The organism is Pseudomonas sp. PAMC25584 (genome assembly GCF_058135675.1).
On the sequence record NZ_CM176870.1, the window covers coordinates 3,820,153 to 3,834,918 of the forward strand.

17 protein-coding genes are annotated in these 14,766 nt (G+C 62.1%); 11 read left to right on the plus strand and 6 right to left on the minus strand.

The window, feature by feature from the left end; translation table 11 throughout:
* Nucleotides 1–36 precede the first annotated feature (36 nt).
* Nucleotides 37–552 carry a DUF2062 domain-containing protein gene (locus ACS5Q8_RS17665; RefSeq protein WP_276197550.1) on the plus strand — a complete coding sequence of 172 codons (516 nt, stop codon included), beginning with the start codon at nucleotides 37–39 and terminating at the stop codon, nucleotides 550–552.
* A 3-nt stretch (nucleotides 553–555) separates the two neighbouring features.
* On the opposite strand, the gene ACS5Q8_RS17670 is transcribed toward ACS5Q8_RS17665, so the two are convergent.
* Both ACS5Q8_RS17670 and ACS5Q8_RS17675 read right to left on the minus strand, forming a co-directional pair.
* Nucleotides 556–1,926, minus strand: coding sequence for a histidine kinase sensor domain-containing protein (locus tag ACS5Q8_RS17670; protein ID WP_465159281.1), 1,371 nt, complete (start codon nucleotides 1,924–1,926; stop codon nucleotides 556–558).
* A complete protein-coding gene (locus tag ACS5Q8_RS17675) occupies nucleotides 1,913–2,641 on the minus strand; it encodes a response regulator transcription factor (protein ID WP_426100864.1) in 729 nt (242 codons plus the stop codon). The genes ACS5Q8_RS17670 and ACS5Q8_RS17675 overlap by 14 nt, the downstream gene beginning before the upstream one ends.
* A gap of 205 nt (nucleotides 2,642–2,846) precedes the next feature.
* Between ACS5Q8_RS17675 and ACS5Q8_RS17680 the strand changes: the two genes are divergently transcribed.
* The 4 genes from ACS5Q8_RS17680 (at nucleotide 2,847) to ACS5Q8_RS17695 (ending at nucleotide 7,594) form a co-directional block, all read left to right on the plus strand.
* Nucleotides 2,847–5,600: a response regulator gene (locus tag ACS5Q8_RS17680; protein WP_465159282.1), complete on the plus strand. Its 2,754-nt coding sequence runs from the start codon at nucleotides 2,847–2,849 to the stop codon at nucleotides 5,598–5,600.
* A 91-nt stretch (nucleotides 5,601–5,691) separates the two neighbouring features.
* Nucleotides 5,692–6,681 carry a 2-hydroxyacid dehydrogenase gene (locus tag ACS5Q8_RS17685; protein WP_426100862.1) on the plus strand — a complete coding sequence of 330 codons (990 nt, stop codon included), beginning with the start codon at nucleotides 5,692–5,694 and terminating at the stop codon, nucleotides 6,679–6,681.
* A gap of 71 nt (nucleotides 6,682–6,752) precedes the next feature.
* Nucleotides 6,753–7,193 carry a hypothetical protein gene (locus tag ACS5Q8_RS17690; RefSeq protein WP_169881558.1) on the plus strand — a complete coding sequence of 147 codons (441 nt, stop codon included), beginning with the start codon at nucleotides 6,753–6,755 and terminating at the stop codon, nucleotides 7,191–7,193.
* The gene (locus ACS5Q8_RS17695; RefSeq protein ID WP_253396716.1) at nucleotides 7,190–7,594 is read left to right on the plus strand and encodes an META domain-containing protein; all 405 of its coding nucleotides are present in this window, start codon (nucleotides 7,190–7,192) and stop codon (nucleotides 7,592–7,594) included. The genes ACS5Q8_RS17690 and ACS5Q8_RS17695 overlap by 4 nt, the downstream gene beginning before the upstream one ends.
* 124 nt (nucleotides 7,595–7,718) lie before the next feature.
* On the opposite strand, the gene ACS5Q8_RS17700 is transcribed toward ACS5Q8_RS17695, so the two are convergent.
* Nucleotides 7,719–8,180 carry a TlpA disulfide reductase family protein gene (locus tag ACS5Q8_RS17700; RefSeq protein ID WP_247405160.1) on the minus strand — a complete coding sequence of 154 codons (462 nt, stop codon included), beginning with the start codon at nucleotides 8,178–8,180 and terminating at the stop codon, nucleotides 7,719–7,721.
* Between the two features lie 115 nt (nucleotides 8,181–8,295).
* Between ACS5Q8_RS17700 and arsC the strand changes: the two genes are divergently transcribed.
* The 3 genes from arsC to ACS5Q8_RS17715 are packed head-to-tail and all read left to right on the plus strand — an operon-like array spanning nucleotide 8,296 to nucleotide 9,663.
* Nucleotides 8,296–8,649, plus strand: coding sequence for an arsenate reductase (glutaredoxin) (gene arsC / locus ACS5Q8_RS17705; RefSeq protein ID WP_247405158.1), 354 nt, complete (start codon nucleotides 8,296–8,298; stop codon nucleotides 8,647–8,649).
* Nucleotides 8,646–9,260, plus strand: a complete 615-nt coding sequence (wrbA, locus tag ACS5Q8_RS17710; protein ID WP_276197545.1) for an NAD(P)H:quinone oxidoreductase — start codon at nucleotides 8,646–8,648, stop codon at nucleotides 9,258–9,260. The genes arsC and wrbA overlap by 4 nt, the downstream gene beginning before the upstream one ends.
* Entirely contained in the window at nucleotides 9,244–9,663 is a 420-nt protein-coding gene (locus ACS5Q8_RS17715) for a DUF2069 domain-containing protein (RefSeq protein WP_276197544.1), read from the plus strand. The genes wrbA and ACS5Q8_RS17715 overlap by 17 nt, the downstream gene beginning before the upstream one ends.
* Nucleotides 9,664–9,753: 90 nt before the next feature.
* Here the strand turns inward: ACS5Q8_RS17715 and ACS5Q8_RS17720 are convergent, their stop codons facing one another.
* Nucleotides 9,754–10,425 (minus strand): DNA-3-methyladenine glycosylase I, encoded by a 672-nt coding sequence (locus ACS5Q8_RS17720; RefSeq protein ID WP_276197543.1) that lies wholly within the window; start codon nucleotides 10,423–10,425, stop codon nucleotides 9,754–9,756.
* A gap of 67 nt (nucleotides 10,426–10,492) precedes the next feature.
* Nucleotides 10,493–11,317, minus strand: a complete 825-nt coding sequence (ttcA, locus tag ACS5Q8_RS17725; RefSeq protein ID WP_276197542.1) for a tRNA 2-thiocytidine(32) synthetase TtcA — start codon at nucleotides 11,315–11,317, stop codon at nucleotides 10,493–10,495.
* 364 nt (nucleotides 11,318–11,681) lie between these two features.
* Between ttcA and ACS5Q8_RS17730 the strand changes: the two genes are divergently transcribed.
* Both ACS5Q8_RS17730 and ACS5Q8_RS17735 read left to right on the plus strand, forming a co-directional pair.
* Nucleotides 11,682–12,284 (plus strand): Yip1 family protein, encoded by a 603-nt coding sequence (locus tag ACS5Q8_RS17730; RefSeq protein ID WP_276197541.1) that lies wholly within the window; start codon nucleotides 11,682–11,684, stop codon nucleotides 12,282–12,284.
* 129 nt (nucleotides 12,285–12,413) lie between these two features.
* Entirely contained in the window at nucleotides 12,414–12,908 is a 495-nt protein-coding gene (locus ACS5Q8_RS17735) for a SprT family zinc-dependent metalloprotease (RefSeq protein ID WP_247405138.1), read from the plus strand.
* A gap of 124 nt (nucleotides 12,909–13,032) precedes the next feature.
* Here ACS5Q8_RS17735 and ACS5Q8_RS17740 read toward each other — a convergent pair whose 3' ends face one another.
* Nucleotides 13,033–14,214, minus strand: coding sequence for a CaiB/BaiF CoA transferase family protein (locus ACS5Q8_RS17740; protein ID WP_276197540.1), 1,182 nt, complete (start codon nucleotides 14,212–14,214; stop codon nucleotides 13,033–13,035).
* A 158-nt stretch (nucleotides 14,215–14,372) separates the two neighbouring features.
* Here ACS5Q8_RS17740 and tusD point away from each other — a divergent pair, with 158 nt between their 5' ends.
* Nucleotides 14,373–14,765 carry a sulfurtransferase complex subunit TusD gene (gene tusD / locus ACS5Q8_RS17745; RefSeq protein ID WP_276197539.1) on the plus strand — a complete coding sequence of 131 codons (393 nt, stop codon included), beginning with the start codon at nucleotides 14,373–14,375 and terminating at the stop codon, nucleotides 14,763–14,765.
* Nucleotide 14,766: the final 1 nt, after the last annotated feature.

Sequence of the window (14,766 nt, forward strand, 5' to 3'; positions counted from 1 at the left end):
GGGCATACTTGCCCCTCGATCTGACCTGGACCCCTTATGCCCCGGCGCTTATTCAAACGGTACATGCCCGACCCCACGAGTATCAGGGAACACAAGTCATTACAGTTTCTTGGCACTTTGTTGCATGACCCGAACCTCTGGCACCTGAATCGGCACTCGGTGGCACGCGCCATGGCGGTGGGCCTGTTCGCGGCCTTTATCCCGATCCCCTTGCAGATGCTATTGGCGGCAGTGCTGGCAATCACAGTGCGTGGCAATATGCCGATTGCCATCAGCCTGGTGTGGTTGACCAACCCGATCACCATGCCGGTGGTATTTCTGTGTACCTACATGACTGGCGCCTGGCTGATGAATGTGCCACCGCGCAGCCTGCCTCACGACCTGACCTGGGAGTGGATCAGCGGGCAGTTGAGCACGCTGTGGCAGCCGTTCCTGCTCGGCTCGGTGGTACTGGGCGCGGTGCTGGGCACGCTGGCTTATTGCCTGACCATGGGGTACTGGCGCTGGTGGGTCGCGCACCAATGGAAAAAACGCAAACAGCGTCGCGCTTGAGCCCTAGGCTGCCAGCAAACGCACATGCACACGCAAGCCTTGGCCGGTATTTTCCGCCCACAGGCTACCGTCCTGACGCTGCACCGCATTGCGCGCGATGCTCAACCCTAGCCCGAAGCCGCCGTCGCCAGGTCGTGAGCCATCCAAACGGGTAAACGGCGCGAAGATCCGTTCTAGGTCGCGCTCATCAATGCCCCCGCCCTGATCCTCCAGCCACAGGTGCCAGTATTCGCCATCACGGCGCCCATCCAGGCTGACGACACCGTCCACCGGTGAATGCCGTATGGCGTTGCGCAGGATATTTTCCAAGGCCTGGGCCGATGCGTTCAGATTGCCGCGTACCCAACAGTCTTGCCCCAGCAAGCATGGCAGCCGCGAGGCTGGCCAATCGCTTTCGAAACAGGCGTTTTCCTTGAGCATGTCCCAGAGCGCCTGAACCTGAATATCTTCGACAAGCAGCGGCGTCCGTTCGGTATCCAGCCAGGCCAATTGAAGACTGTCCTCCACCAGGCGCTGCATCGCGTCGATCTCTCGCCCCAACCGTTCACGCAGTTGCGCCAGATCCTGCTCGCTGTCACAAGCCACGCGCAAACGGCTCAGAGGGGTGCGCAGTTCATGGGACATGTCCCGCAACAACTGTTGCTGCAACACCACCGTGCCCTGCAAACGCTCGGACATATGGTCAAATGCCCGACCCAGCTCGCCCAATTCATCCTGACGACTGGTGGCTGCGTAGGACAGCCGTGTGTTCAATTGGTCGACACGCCAGGCATTGGCCTGCTCGCGCAGCTGGTTCAGCGGCACGATCAGCAGCCGATAGAGGCCGATGCACAACAACAGGGTAAACAGACCGGGAATCACGCCATTGGTCACCACCCGCCAAAACAGTTGGTAACGTCCCGGCATAAAGCGCTGGGGCAACTCGATCACCAGCGAGCCGACGCTGGGGTCCAGGGGAAACGGGATTTTCAACCATGGCAGGCCTTTGACGTGGCGGCTGACCGGCCAGTCCAGGCCACGCAGGAAGGTCAGGCGCTGACTTTCCTTGTCGGTCAACGGCGTGCTGCCAAGGGACTGCAGGTCGTTGCCGATCACGCCGATCCAGATGCTTTCACGCGCCGCCATCAGTTGCAGCCAGGCGTCCACGCCGGCACTGTCCTGGGTCCTCCAGGCCAACTCCGCTCCCGCCGCATAACCGCTGAGAATCTCGCGAGAGGTTTCGGACAGGTAGGCGTTCTGCTGCTCCATGTACCGACCCCAGGACCAACTGAGCCAGATCATCAACAAACAGAAGGCAATCAGCAGGCAGGCCAGTTTCCAGAATAACGAGTGTTTACCCGGCAGCCGTTTCAAGCCCCCTTCAAAGGCCGTCATCGTGACCGCTCAGCACATAGCCCTTGCCCCACACCGTGCACACTTCACGCTCGCTGTAGCCGATGGCTTTGAGTTTGCGGCGAGTCTGGCTGATATGCATGTCGAGGCTGCGGTCATGCGGCGCATAACCGCGCTGCAGCACATGCTGATAAAGGAAGGCCTTGCTCAGCACTTCCTCGCCGCTGCTGTGCAAGGTGTGCAGCAGGCGGTACTCGCTGCGGGTCAAGCCGGCCCAGTGTCGCTGGTAGAAGACGTCGGACAGTTCGTCGTCAAAGCGCAGGCTACGGGCGTCGTCGCGCACGGGCGGCAAACTCGCCAGCGGGCGGCGATCCAGGGCCACCCGGCGCAGGATGGCTTCGATACGCACCCGCAACTCGACCATGCTGAACGGCTTGGGCAGGTAATCGTCCGCGCCCAGGCGAAAGCCGTTCACGCGATCGGCTTCGGCGCCCAGGGCCGACACCAGGATCACCGGCACCGAATGGCTCTGGCGCAGGTGCGTGAGGATCTCCAGCCCATCCAACCCAGGTAGCAGAATGTCCATCAACACCACGTCGAAGGCTTGCTCGCGGGCCATTTTCAGGCCTTGCTGACCGTTCTGGCACCACGTGACCTGGAAGCCACAGCGCCCCAGATGCTCATGGACATAGGCGCCCAGCACGGGGTCATCTTCGATGGTCAGGATACTGGGTAGGCCAATTGCTGCGGGATTCATTAGCGTCTGCAAGTAATTCTCAATCACTGATTATTCAAGATTCCCCTCCGCCAGGCAATCGCCACGTCGTGCCAAATGGCTCGTAGATTGCCATCCGTGATTAATTTGCAAGATTCCAGACCGCGCAAATGGCTACACTGCGCGGGTGACGCGGGCCGGATGCCCGCACGGACGATTGATAACAACGTGGTTGCAGGAGAGTGGCGTGCTTACAAGAATGGGGATAAAAGGCCGCGTACTGTTGCTGACCTTATTACCGACCAGCCTGATGGCCTTATTGCTGGGCGGCTATTTCACCTGGATGCAGCTCTCGGAGTTGCAGTCCCAGTTGCTGCAACGCGGCGAAATGATCGCCGAGCAGTTGGCCCCGTTGGCGGCTCCCGCCCTGAGCAGCAAGAACACCGACCTGCTGGAACGCATCGCCACCCAATCTCTGGAACAACCGGACGTGCGCGCCGTTTCTTTCCTCGCACCGGACCGCTCGTCCATGGCCCACGCCGGCCCGACCATGCTCAACCCGCCGCCGGCGGGTAACAGCTCACACCTGTTGCAGCGCACCGGCAACGATGCCACCCGCTACCTGCTGCCGGTGTTTGGGCGCCATCGCAACCTTGCCGGCGAGCTGATCCCCGATGAAGCCGACCGCCTGCTCGGTTGGGTCGAGGTGGAACTGTCCCACAACGGCATGTTGCTGCGCGGTTACCGCAGCCTGTTCGCCAGCCTGCTGTTGATCGCCATCGGCCTGATCTGCACGGCGGCCCTGGCCCTGCGTATCAGCCGCACCATCAATTCGCCGATCGGCCAGATCAAGCAAGCCGTGGCCCAACTCAAGGACGGCAACCTGGAAACCCGCTTGCCTGCGCTGGGCAGCCAGGAACTGGATCAACTCGCCTCGGGCATCAACCGCATGGCCGAGACCCTGCAGAACGCCCGGGAAGAACTGCAGCACAGCATCGACCAGGCCACCGAAGACGTGCGCCAGAACCTGGAAACCATCGAAATCCAGAACATCGAGCTGGACCTGGCCCGCAAGGAAGCCCTGGAGGCCAGCCGCATCAAGTCGGAGTTCCTGGCCAATATGAGCCACGAAATCCGCACGCCGCTCAACGGCATCCTCGGTTTCACCCACCTGCTGCAAAAAAGCGAGCTGACGCCGCGCCAGTTGGATTACCTGGGCACCATCGAAAAGTCCGCCGATAACCTGCTGGGCATCATCAACGAGATCCTCGATTTCTCGAAGATCGAAGCCGGCAAGCTGGTACTCGACAGCGTGCCCTTCAACCTGCGGGACTTGCTGCAAGACACCCTGACCATCCTCGCCCCCGCCGCCCATGCCAAACAGCTGGAACTGGTGAGCCTGGTGTACCGCGACACACCGCTGGCATTGGTGGGTGACCCGCTGCGCCTCAAGCAGATCCTGACCAACCTGATCAGCAATGCGATCAAGTTCACCCGCGAAGGCACCATCGTGGCCCGCGCGATGATCGAGGATGAACAGGAAGACAGCGTGCAACTGCGCATCAGTGTGCAGGACACCGGCATCGGCCTGTCCAACCAGGACGTGCGCACGCTGTTCCAGGCGTTCAGCCAGGCCGACAATTCGCTGTCGCGCCAACCGGGCGGCACCGGCCTGGGCCTGGTGATTTCCAAGCGCTTGATCGAACAGATGGGCGGCGAAATCGGCGTCGACAGCACACCGGGCGAAGGCTCGGAGTTCTGGATCAGCCTGAACCTGCCCAAGACCCGCGACGACGTCGAAGACCTGCCCTCTGCGCCGCTGCTCGGCCGCCGCGTGGCCGTGCTGGAAAACCACGAACTGGCGCGCCAGGCCTTGCAGCACCAACTCGAAGACTGCGGCCTGGAAGTCACGCCGTTCAATACCCTGGAAAGCCTGACCAACGGCATCACCAGCGCGCACCAGACCGAACAGGCGATCGACCTGGCGGTACTCGGCGTCACCGCCAATGACATCCCGCCCGAGCGCCTCAACCAGCATCTGTGGGACCTCGAACACCTGGGCTGCAAGGTACTGGTGCTGTGCCCGACCACCGAGCAAATGCTGTTCAACCAGTCCGTGCCCAACCCCAACAGTCAGTTGCAGGCCAAGCCCGCGTGTACGCGCAAGCTGCGCCGCGCCCTGGCCGACCTGATCAGCCCGCGCCCCTCTCGCTGCGAGCCGGGCGAGCCACTCTCCAGCCGCGCACCCCGCGTGCTCTGTGTGGATGACAACCCGGCCAACCTGTTACTGGTGCAAACCCTGCTGGAAGACATGGGCGCCAAGGTCCAGGCAGTGGAAAGTGGTTACGCGGCCATCGAGGCAGTCAAGCAGGAGACCTTCGACCTAGTGCTGATGGACGTGCAGATGCCGGGCATTGACGGCCGTAAAAGTACCGAGGCGATTCGCCAGTGGGAAAGCGAGCGCCACGGCACGCCGCTGCCGGTGGTGGCCCTCACCGCCCACGCCATGGCCAACGAAAAGCGTGCGCTGCTGCAAAGCGGCATGGACGACTACCTGACCAAACCCATCAGCGAGCGGCAATTGGCCCAGGTGGTGTTGAAGTGGACCGGCCTGGCCCTGCGCAACCAAGGGCCGGAGCGCCCGACCGAAGGCCTCGGCCCAGGCGTGCGATTGCTGGTGCTGGACCACGAGGAAGGCCTGCGGCTGGCCGCGGGCAAGGCTGACCTGGCGGCGGACATGCTCGCGATGTTGCTCGCCTCCCTGGAAGCCGACCGCCTGGCGATTACCCTCGCGCGCGAAGCCAATGACAACCACGCCTTGATCGAACGCGTCCATCGCCTGCACGGCGCCACCCGTTACTGCGGCGTGCCGCAACTGCGCGCCGCCTGCCAACGCGCCGAAACCCTGCTCAAGCAGGACGACGCCAAGGCCATGGCCGCGCTGGACGAGCTGGACATGGCCATTGCCCGGTTGGCCAGTGAAGCGCGGGTCAGCGCCTGACACTTTTTATGGAGGCGAACCCTGTGGGAGCGGGCGCGTTCGCTCCCACAGGGTTCGCGTTACCAAAACGTAGATTGCAGGGAGCATTTTAATGCGCGTCATTCTTTTCAGCAGCCAGACCTACGACCGCGACAGTTTTCTCGGCGTGCCGCTACCGCCCGGCCTGGAACTGCAATTCCAGCCCGCCCGGCTCACCCTCGACACCGTGGCCCTGGCCGAACATCACGAAGCGGTCTGCGCGTTTATCAACGATGACCTCAGCGCACCCGTGCTCGAGCACCTGGCCAAGGGCGGCACCCGCTTGATCGCGCTGCGCTCGGCCGGTTACAACCATGTCGACCTCGCCGCCGCCAAGCGCCTGGGCCTGACCATCGTGCGGGTGCCCGCCTATTCGCCGCATGCCATCGCCGAACACGCCGTGGCGCTGATTCTCGCCTTGAACCGGCGCCTGCATCGTGCCTACAACCGCACCCGCGAGGGCGATTTCAGCCTGCACGGCCTGACCGGCTTCGACCTCGTCGGCAAGACCGTCGGCGTGGTCGGCACCGGGCAGATCGGCGCCACCTTCGCCAAAATCATGGCCGGCTTCGGCTGCCACCTGCTGGCCTACGACCCGTTTCCCAACCCGCTGGTCCAGGCCCTCGGCGCTCGCTATGTGAGCCTGCCCGAACTGCTGGCCGAGGCGCAGATCATCAGCCTGCACTGCCCGCTCACCGCCGACAGCAAGCACCTGATCAATGCGCGCTCCCTGGCGCAGATGCAGCCCGGCGCGATGCTGATCAACACCGGACGCGGTGGCCTGGTGGACACCCCCGCGCTGATCGAAGCGCTCAAGGACGGCCAACTCGGCTACCTGGGGCTGGATGTGTACGAAGAAGAAGCCCAGCTGTTTTTCGAGGACCGTTCCGACCTGCCCCTGCAAGACGACGTGCTCGCGCGCCTGCTGACGTTCCCCAACGTGATCATCACCGCGCACCAGGCATTCCTCACCCGCGAGGCCCTGGCGGCGATCGCCGACACCACCCTGGCCAATATCGCGGCCTGGGCCGATGGCCGTGCGCAGAATCGTGTCGACGGATGATCAGCGGTCACATACCAGGCGCATGATCCGCAGGCGCGCGTGCTAGGATGCCGCGCCTATTTGGAGGAACCATGGCCGAACACGATTTCCGCTTCAGCTTGCTGAGCCCGCAACACACCCTGATCGAATGCCGCGCCCTGGTGCCGGGCCGTTACCAGGTCACCGGCAACGGTGGTTCGATCAAGCATGGCGACGTACTGATCGTCACCCTGCGCGGCAGTAAAACCCTGTCGATGCGCCTCACCGTCGAAGGTGACGCGCGCTACTCCATCCGCCCGGCGGGCCAGTGGGTCGCCATGGCCCAGGGGCCGAAGTTCGGCGAACTGGAGATTCACACCTGGAACGTCAACTGCGACAGCTGCGAGGCCGTGCTGGAGTTTGAATTCGCGGTGGAGACCAAGCTGACCAAGGAACCGCTGCAACCGGCCGCCAATGCGCGCATTGCCGAGTTGGGCTGGGCCAGCGAAGGCGCCAAGCACCGCTGCCCGAAATGCCAGAAGGCTGCGCAATGAAGGGCCTGCTTCTGCTGGCCGCCGTCGGGGCCGGCCTGATGGGCTGCGCCGGTGATGCGGTAAAGCTCGAGCAGGATCACAGCTACGTGGTGGAATGGATCGGTGAGCGGCCGCTGATGGATTACGCGCACCTGAGTGTCACCCTGGGCGCCGATGGTCGCGCCTACGGCAACGGCGGGTGCAACCACTGGTTTGCACCGTACACCGTGGAGGGCGACAAACTCAGCTTCGGCAAGATCGGCAGCACCCGCAAACTCTGCGGCGACGCCCTGATGGAACAGGAACACCGTTTCTTCCAGGCCCTGCAAGGCGTTGAGCGCTGGGACATCTCGCCGATCGAGCAGACCCGTTTCTGGCCTGCCGAAGGCAAACCCATTCGCCTGTGGCTTGAAGAAGGCTGATAGCGAAGCCCGCAGGCTCAATGTGATCTAACTGTGGGAGGGGGCTTGCTCCCGATGACGACCTATCAGTCAGCTCGTGTATCGACTGACACACCGCCATCGGGAGCAAGCCCCTCCTACATATTCAACCGCGCAGGGCCTTGAGTTTGGCCAGCACGCCTTGCGCCGTCTGCTCGCCCATCAACTGCTCACGCACCTTGCCCTTGTCATCGATGATGTAAGTCACCGGCAACGCTTCGCTGCGTGGAATATCAAAGATCCCGTCCGGGTTCTGTGCCAGCACGGTGAACTTGATGCCCAGCTTGTCGCTGGCGTCCTTCAGTTCTGCGCCCTGCACATTGTCGAAATTGACTCCGAACACGCCGACGTTCTGCCCTTTCAACTGTTCCGACAAGGCGTTGAGCTCAGGAATTTCCGTGCGACAAGGGCCACACCATTCCGCCCAGTAGTTGACCACCAGCCATTGCTTGTCCAAGCGCTCGGCCGCTACTTTCTGGCCATATTGGTCAACGCCGTAGTCATTACCGCAGCCGCTGAGCAGCAGGGTTGTGATGATCGCCAATGCACCGATCAGTCGCCTTGTCATGGGATAATCCTTCGCAAAAATGAACGTTGGCTGCGGCTGATCGCCTCTTACGGTTTAAGGACCGGGCGCAGCGCAGGTAGAATACCCGCCACCTTACGCAAGATGCGACCCGCACATGACCGATCTGACGCTTTATCACAACCCGCGCTGCTCGAAATCCCGCGGAGCGCTCGAACTGCTGGAAGCTCGCGGCCTCGCCCCGACGGTGGTGCGCTACCTGGAAACCCCGCTGAATGCCGCGCAATTGAAAGCCCTGCTGACCAAACTGGGGCTCAGCGCACGCCAACTACTGCGCACCGGCGAAGAGGAATACAAAACCCTCAACCTGGATGACGCGACGCTCAGCGAAACACAGTTGATCGCCGCCATCGCCGAGCACCCCAAGTTGATGGAACGTCCGATCCTCGAAACCAGCGACAAAGCCATCATCGGCCGGCCGCCGGAGAACGTGCTGGAGATCCTGCCGTGAGTACGCCGTATGTGCTGGTGTTGTATTACAGCCGCAACGGCTCGGTCAGCGAAATGGCCCGGCACATTGCCCGAGGTATCGAACAAGGCGGGATGGAAGCACGCCTGCGCACCGTGCCGGCGATCTCCGCCGAGTGCGAAGCCGTAGCGCCGAGCATTCCGGCCGAAGGCGCGCTGTATGCCAGCCTGGATGATTTGAAGAACTGTTCAGGCCTGGCCCTGGGCAGCCCGACCCGCTTCGGCAATATGGCCGCGCCGTTGAAGTACTTTATCGACGGCACCAGTAACCTCTGGCTGACCGGCGCCCTGGTCGGCAAACCGGCCGGGGTATTTACCTCCACCGCCAGCCTGCACGGCGGCCAGGAAACCACGCTGATGTCGATGCTGCTGCCGCTGCTGCACCACGGCATGCTGATCACCGGCCTGCCTTACAGCGAACAAGCGCTGCTCGACACCCAGGGTGGCGGCACGCCTTACGGCGCCAGCCACCATGCCGGGCCCGACGGCAAGCGCCTGCTGGATCAACATGAAATCGCCCTGTGCAAGGCCCTTGGCCTGCGCCTGGCGAAAACCGCTGTGCTGCTGGAGAACGGCCGTGGCCAAAAAACCTAAAATCCTGCCACCCCAGGCCTGGCTGGCGCCGCGGGTCAAAGTCGCACGCGCGCTGAGCCTGCTGGCGTTTTTCGGCCTGGTCGGTCTGCTCTGCGTGTATTACCTGTTCATCGCCGACCTGCACGGCGCACGCCCGTGGGTGATCCTGCTGATCGAGTTGGTGCCGCTGCTGGTGCTGGCGCCGGGGATGGTGAGCGGCAGCGCGCGCGGACACTCGTGGATGTGCTTTGTGGTGAACCTGTATTTCATCAAGGGCGCGCTGGCGGCCTATGACCCGAACCGCCAGTGGTTCGGTGTGCTGGAAATGCTCGCGAGCCTGGCGCTGTTCTGTACGGCGCTGCTGTATGTGCGCTGGCGGTTCCAGTTGGATCGGCGCTTGGCGGGCGAGGGTCAGCCAGCCTGACCCGCCGTCAGCGCGAGCAAGCCCCACGCTTGGAATGCAGTTCCTTGTGCTTGTGGGAGTGGGCTTGCCCGCGATGGCATCACCTCGGTTTCAATGATTGACCGTATACGCCAGCATCATCGACAACTGGCACATCGGCCGCCCACTCTCGGCATGCCACTGGTTGAACGCCCCCTGCACCGTCGCCAGGTCGCGCAGGCTGGTGGGGGCCTTGTCGACGATCTTCTGCGCATGCAGTGCCGCGACCACGTCATCGCTCGGCACGAACGTATCCTTGCCCACCATGCGCAGAAAGCGCGGCGCCGACAGCCCGCCCAACTGATGACCGTGCTTGCTCAAGTATTTCCACAACCCGACGATGTCGGTCACCGGCCAATCGGCGATAAACGCGCCGAAACTGCCCTTCTCCTGGGCGATGTCGAGGATCATCTGCGCGTTGCGCGGCACGCTCTTGAGCTTGCCCAAGTGGCGGATGATGCGCGTGTCCTGCATCAAGCGCTCCAGGTGCTCGGCGCCCATCAGCACGACTTTTTCCGGGTCGAAGCCAAAGAACACCTGCTCGAACGCGGGCCATTTGGCATCCACCACGCTGTGCTTGAGCCCGGCGCGAAAAACCCGCAGCGCCAGGGTCGACAGGTAACGATCATCACTGATCTGGCGTAATTGCGCCGGGGTGTTGGGGACAGGCAGGTGGGCTTCCAGCTCGGCCGCCGAACCGAAGCGGTTCAGACAATATTCGTGCAGCCATTTGTAATCGCGCATGCCCTCTCCTGGGGATTGAAATGAAAACGGCGCCTGTGAGCGCCGTCGTTCAGAGCGTTGAAAAGCGTCAGAGGTTCACTACGTTGACGAAGCGCGAAGCGGCGCTCTCGTCGATACGCAGGCTGGTGAAGTCGAACAGGTTACGGTCGGCTAACTGCGATGGGATCACGTTCTGCAAGCTGCGGAAGATACTCTCGGTCCGCCCCGGGGTCTTGCGTTCCCAGTCCTGGAGCATCTCCTTGACCACCTGGCGCTGCAGGTTTTCCTGGGAGCCGCACAGGTTGCACGGGATGATCGGGAATTGCTTGAAATCGGAGTAGGCCTGGATGTCCTTCTCGTTGCAATACGCCAGCGGGCGAATCACCACGTTGCGTCCGTCATCGGCGCGCAGCTTGGGCGGCATGGCCTTGAGGGAGCCGTTGAAGAACATATTGAGGAAGAACGTCTCGACGATATCGTCGCGGTGATGCCCCAGGGCCATCTTGGTCGCACCGATCTCATCGGCAAACGTGTAGAGCGTGCCACGGCGCAGGCGCGAACACAGCGAGCAGGTGGTCTTGCCCTCCGGGATCAGTTCCTTGACCACCGAATAGGTGTCTTTTTCAACGATGTGGTACTCGATGCCCAGTGCCTTGAGGTAGGCCGGCAGCACCTCTTCGGGGAAGCCCGGTTGTTTCTGGTCCATGTTGACGGCGACGATCTCGAACTTGATCGGCGCGACCTTTTGCAGGTGCAGCAGCACGTCGAGCAGGGTGTAGCTGTCTTTGCCGCCGGAGAGGCAGACCATGACTTTGTCGCCGTCCTCGATCATGTTGAAGTCGGCGACCGCTTCACCGGCCAGGCGACGCAGGCGTTTTTGCAGTTTGTTCTGGTTGACCGTAAGAGTGCCCATGGCGCTTGGATCCGCTAGAGGTGTGTGACGAAAAGCGCGGTATTTTACCGGTAAGGTTGACCAAGTTCCAATGTGGGAGGGGGCTTGCTCCCGATAGCGGGGTGTCAGCCACCCATTTGTTAGTGACAGACTGCCATCGGGAGCAAGCCCCCTCCCACACTTGACTGCATTGCCAACCTACAGACCGCGCCGCGATTAAGCCCGCTGTTTACAGCGCAATTTGCTCTAAAGCCCTACGGTTTTTCCGGTCATCACTTCCTATACTGCGACTTGAGGTCGCACATAACTATCCAGACCTTTCAGGCCATCTGGCCCGTGGGCGCTCCGATGGGGGGCGATGGTAATAACGACAGGAGTGACTGGCATGATCCATCACGTCGTGGGGCTTTTTACCCATCCCGACCAGGAATGGCGGGAAATTCGTGGCGATAAAGAAGAAAGCGTCGGCCACATGTACCTCACACACACCTTGATTCTTGCGGCGATCCCCGCCGTATCAGCCTTTATCGGCACCACCCAGGTCGGCTGGGTCATCGGCAACCGCTCCCCGGTCATGCTGACCCAGGAAAGCGCCTTGTGGATGACCCTCATGTCTTACGTGGCGATGCTCGGCGGCGTAGCGGTCATGGGCGCCTTCATTCACTGGATGGCGCGCACCTACGACGCCAGCCCCAGCATGGCGCGTTGTGTCGCCTTTGCCACCTACACCGCCACACCGCTGTTTATCGGCGGGCTGGCGGCGCTCTACCCGCACATGTGGCTGGGGATGGTCGTCGGCACGGCGGCGATCTGTTACACGGTGTACCTGCTGTATGTGGGGTTACCGACGTTCATGAGCATCGATCCGGACGAGGGCTTCCTGTTTTCCAGCTCGGTGTTGGCCGTGGGCCTGGTCGTGCTGGTGGCAATCATGGCGTTTACGGTGATCGTCTGGGGCTTGGGCGTTGGCCCGATCTATACCAACTAAGCGGTTTCACCCAGCAGGCAAGGCCACCGCAAGGTGGCTTTGTGCGTCATGCACGACCATTCGGCGCCTGACCGATTCGGAAACACCCGCCTTTGCGGCATACTGAGCGCCTCTGGAGATAGGTACAGCATGCCTGAGCAACTCAATACCCGCGTCGAAGATTGTTTCCTGCTAGCCGAATCCTTTTTCAAACGAAACTTCAAACGCCCTCAGGTCAGCCTCAAGCTGCGGGGCCAGAAGGCCGGTGTCGCGCATTTGCACGAGAACCTGCTGCGCTTCAACCCACAGTTGTACCGAGAAAACAGCCAACACTTCCTGAAACAGACCGTGGCCCATGAAGTGGCGCACCTGATCGCCCACCAATTGTTTGGCGAACGCATCCAGCCCCATGGCGAAGAATGGCAACTGATCATGCGAGGCGTGTATGAACTGCCGCCGGACCGTTGCCACACCTATGAAATCAAGCGCCGCCAGGTGACCCGCTATATCTACCGCTGCCCGTGTGCCGACAGCGACTTCCCGTTTTCGTCACAGCGCCATGGGCTGGTGAGGCAGGGGCGGCGTTATCTGTGCAGGCGCTGTCGGCAGACGTTGGTGTTTACCGGGGAAACCCGCGTCGAGTGAAAGGTGCGGTGCCTGTAAGCGCCTCATCGGGGGCAAGCCCCCTCCCACATTTTGACCGCGTACATCCTTTGGAATGCAGTCAAATGTGGGAGGGGGCTTGCTCCCGATAGCGCCCGCCCAGTCACTACACAATCACCTTGGCGCTGCGCAGTTCGCTGATGCGCTGTGGGCTCAAGCCCAACTCCATCAGCACTTCATCACTGTGTGCGCCCACAGCGACCCCAATATGCCGGGGCGCTGGCAACCCCTCGGAGAACTTAAGCGGGCAAGCCATTTGCGCCTGGGTCGAGCCGTCGGCCCGAGGCACCTGGGCGACCAACTCCCGCGCCTTCAACTGCGGATGCTCCACGCCTTCGCTCAGACTCAACACCGGTTCCACGCACGCATCCACCCCGGCAAACAACTCGCACAGTTCCTCAAAACTGCGCTTCTCGAACTCAACCTGCAGCGCCTGCTTGAGCGCCTTTTGCTGCGCAGGCTTGGGCGACAAGCCTTGTGCCGCCAACTCCGGTCGTCCCAACGTTGCACACAATTGCTGCATAAACGCCGGCTCCAGACTGCCCACCGACATCCAGCGCCCATCACGGGAGCGGTAATAATCGTAGAAACTGCCGCCATTGAGCACATGGGTCTCCCAACCGGGCTCCACGCCACAGGCCAGGTATCCAGCGCCGGCCATGGCATTCAAGCTGAACGAGCAGTCGGTCATGCTCACATCCAGGTATTGGCCGACGCCGCTCTGTTGTCGCGCAATCACCGCCGCGAGCAGGCCCACCACCGCGTGCAGCGAACCGCCGGCGACATCTGCCAATTGCACGCCCAAGGGCAGCGGCCCGCTGTCCTGACGCCCGGTATGGCTGGCTATTCCGGCCAACGCCAGATAGTTGATGTCGTGCCCGGCGCGATCCTTGTAGGGGCCGGTCTGACCGTACCCGGTGATCGACACATAAATCAGCCGCGGGTTGATCGCCTTCAACGCCGCATACCCCAGGCCCAGGCGCTCCATCACCCCCGGGCGAAACTGCTCGAGCACGATGTCGTAGCCCTTGACCAGCTCGCGCACAATCTCCAGCGCCTCGGCCTGCTTCAGATCCAGGGCGAGACTGCGCTTATTGCGATTGAGGTAAGCATGGCTCGCCGAGGTGCCCTGATCATGGGGCGGCAGCACGCGTAGCAGGTCCATGCGCGTGGGCGATTCGATGCGCAGCACCTCGGCGCCCATGTCCGCTAGCATCAGCGAAGCGAACGGACCGGGCAGCAAGGTGGAAAAATCCAGTACTTTAAGGGACGCCAAGGGACCTGACATGGAGACTCCGTTTCCGATTCGACTGACGACAGCGTAGTCAGCCTTCAGCGCCCAGGGCAATCGTCAGAACGATCATCGGCCGTGACCGTTTTGATCACGGCGGGCTTTTTCCCGGCGGCGGCCTTATCATTGGCCCACGTTTGCTTGCAGGGTGTTCCATGAAATTCGCGATAGCAGTGTTTTCCGCCGCCCATGCGCCCTCCTCGCGTCGCGCCTTGCTGTTCGCCCAGGCGGCGCTGGCCGGCGGGCATGAGATTGTGCGGCTGTTTTTTTATCAGGATGGCGTCTACAGCGCCTCCAACACCATCGTTGCGCCACAGGATGAGCAAGACATCGCCCGCCAATGGCGTGAGTTTGTCAGCGCACAACAGTTGGACGCCGTGGTCTGCATCGCCGCCGCCCTGCGCCGTGGTGTGCTCAACCGTGAAGAAGCCGCACGCTACCAACGCAGCGCGGTGAACGTGGATGCGCCATGGGAGCTGTCGGGCCTTGGGCAATTGCACGACGCGAGCCAGACCGCCGACCGCTTGATCTGTTTTGGAGGGCCGTGAC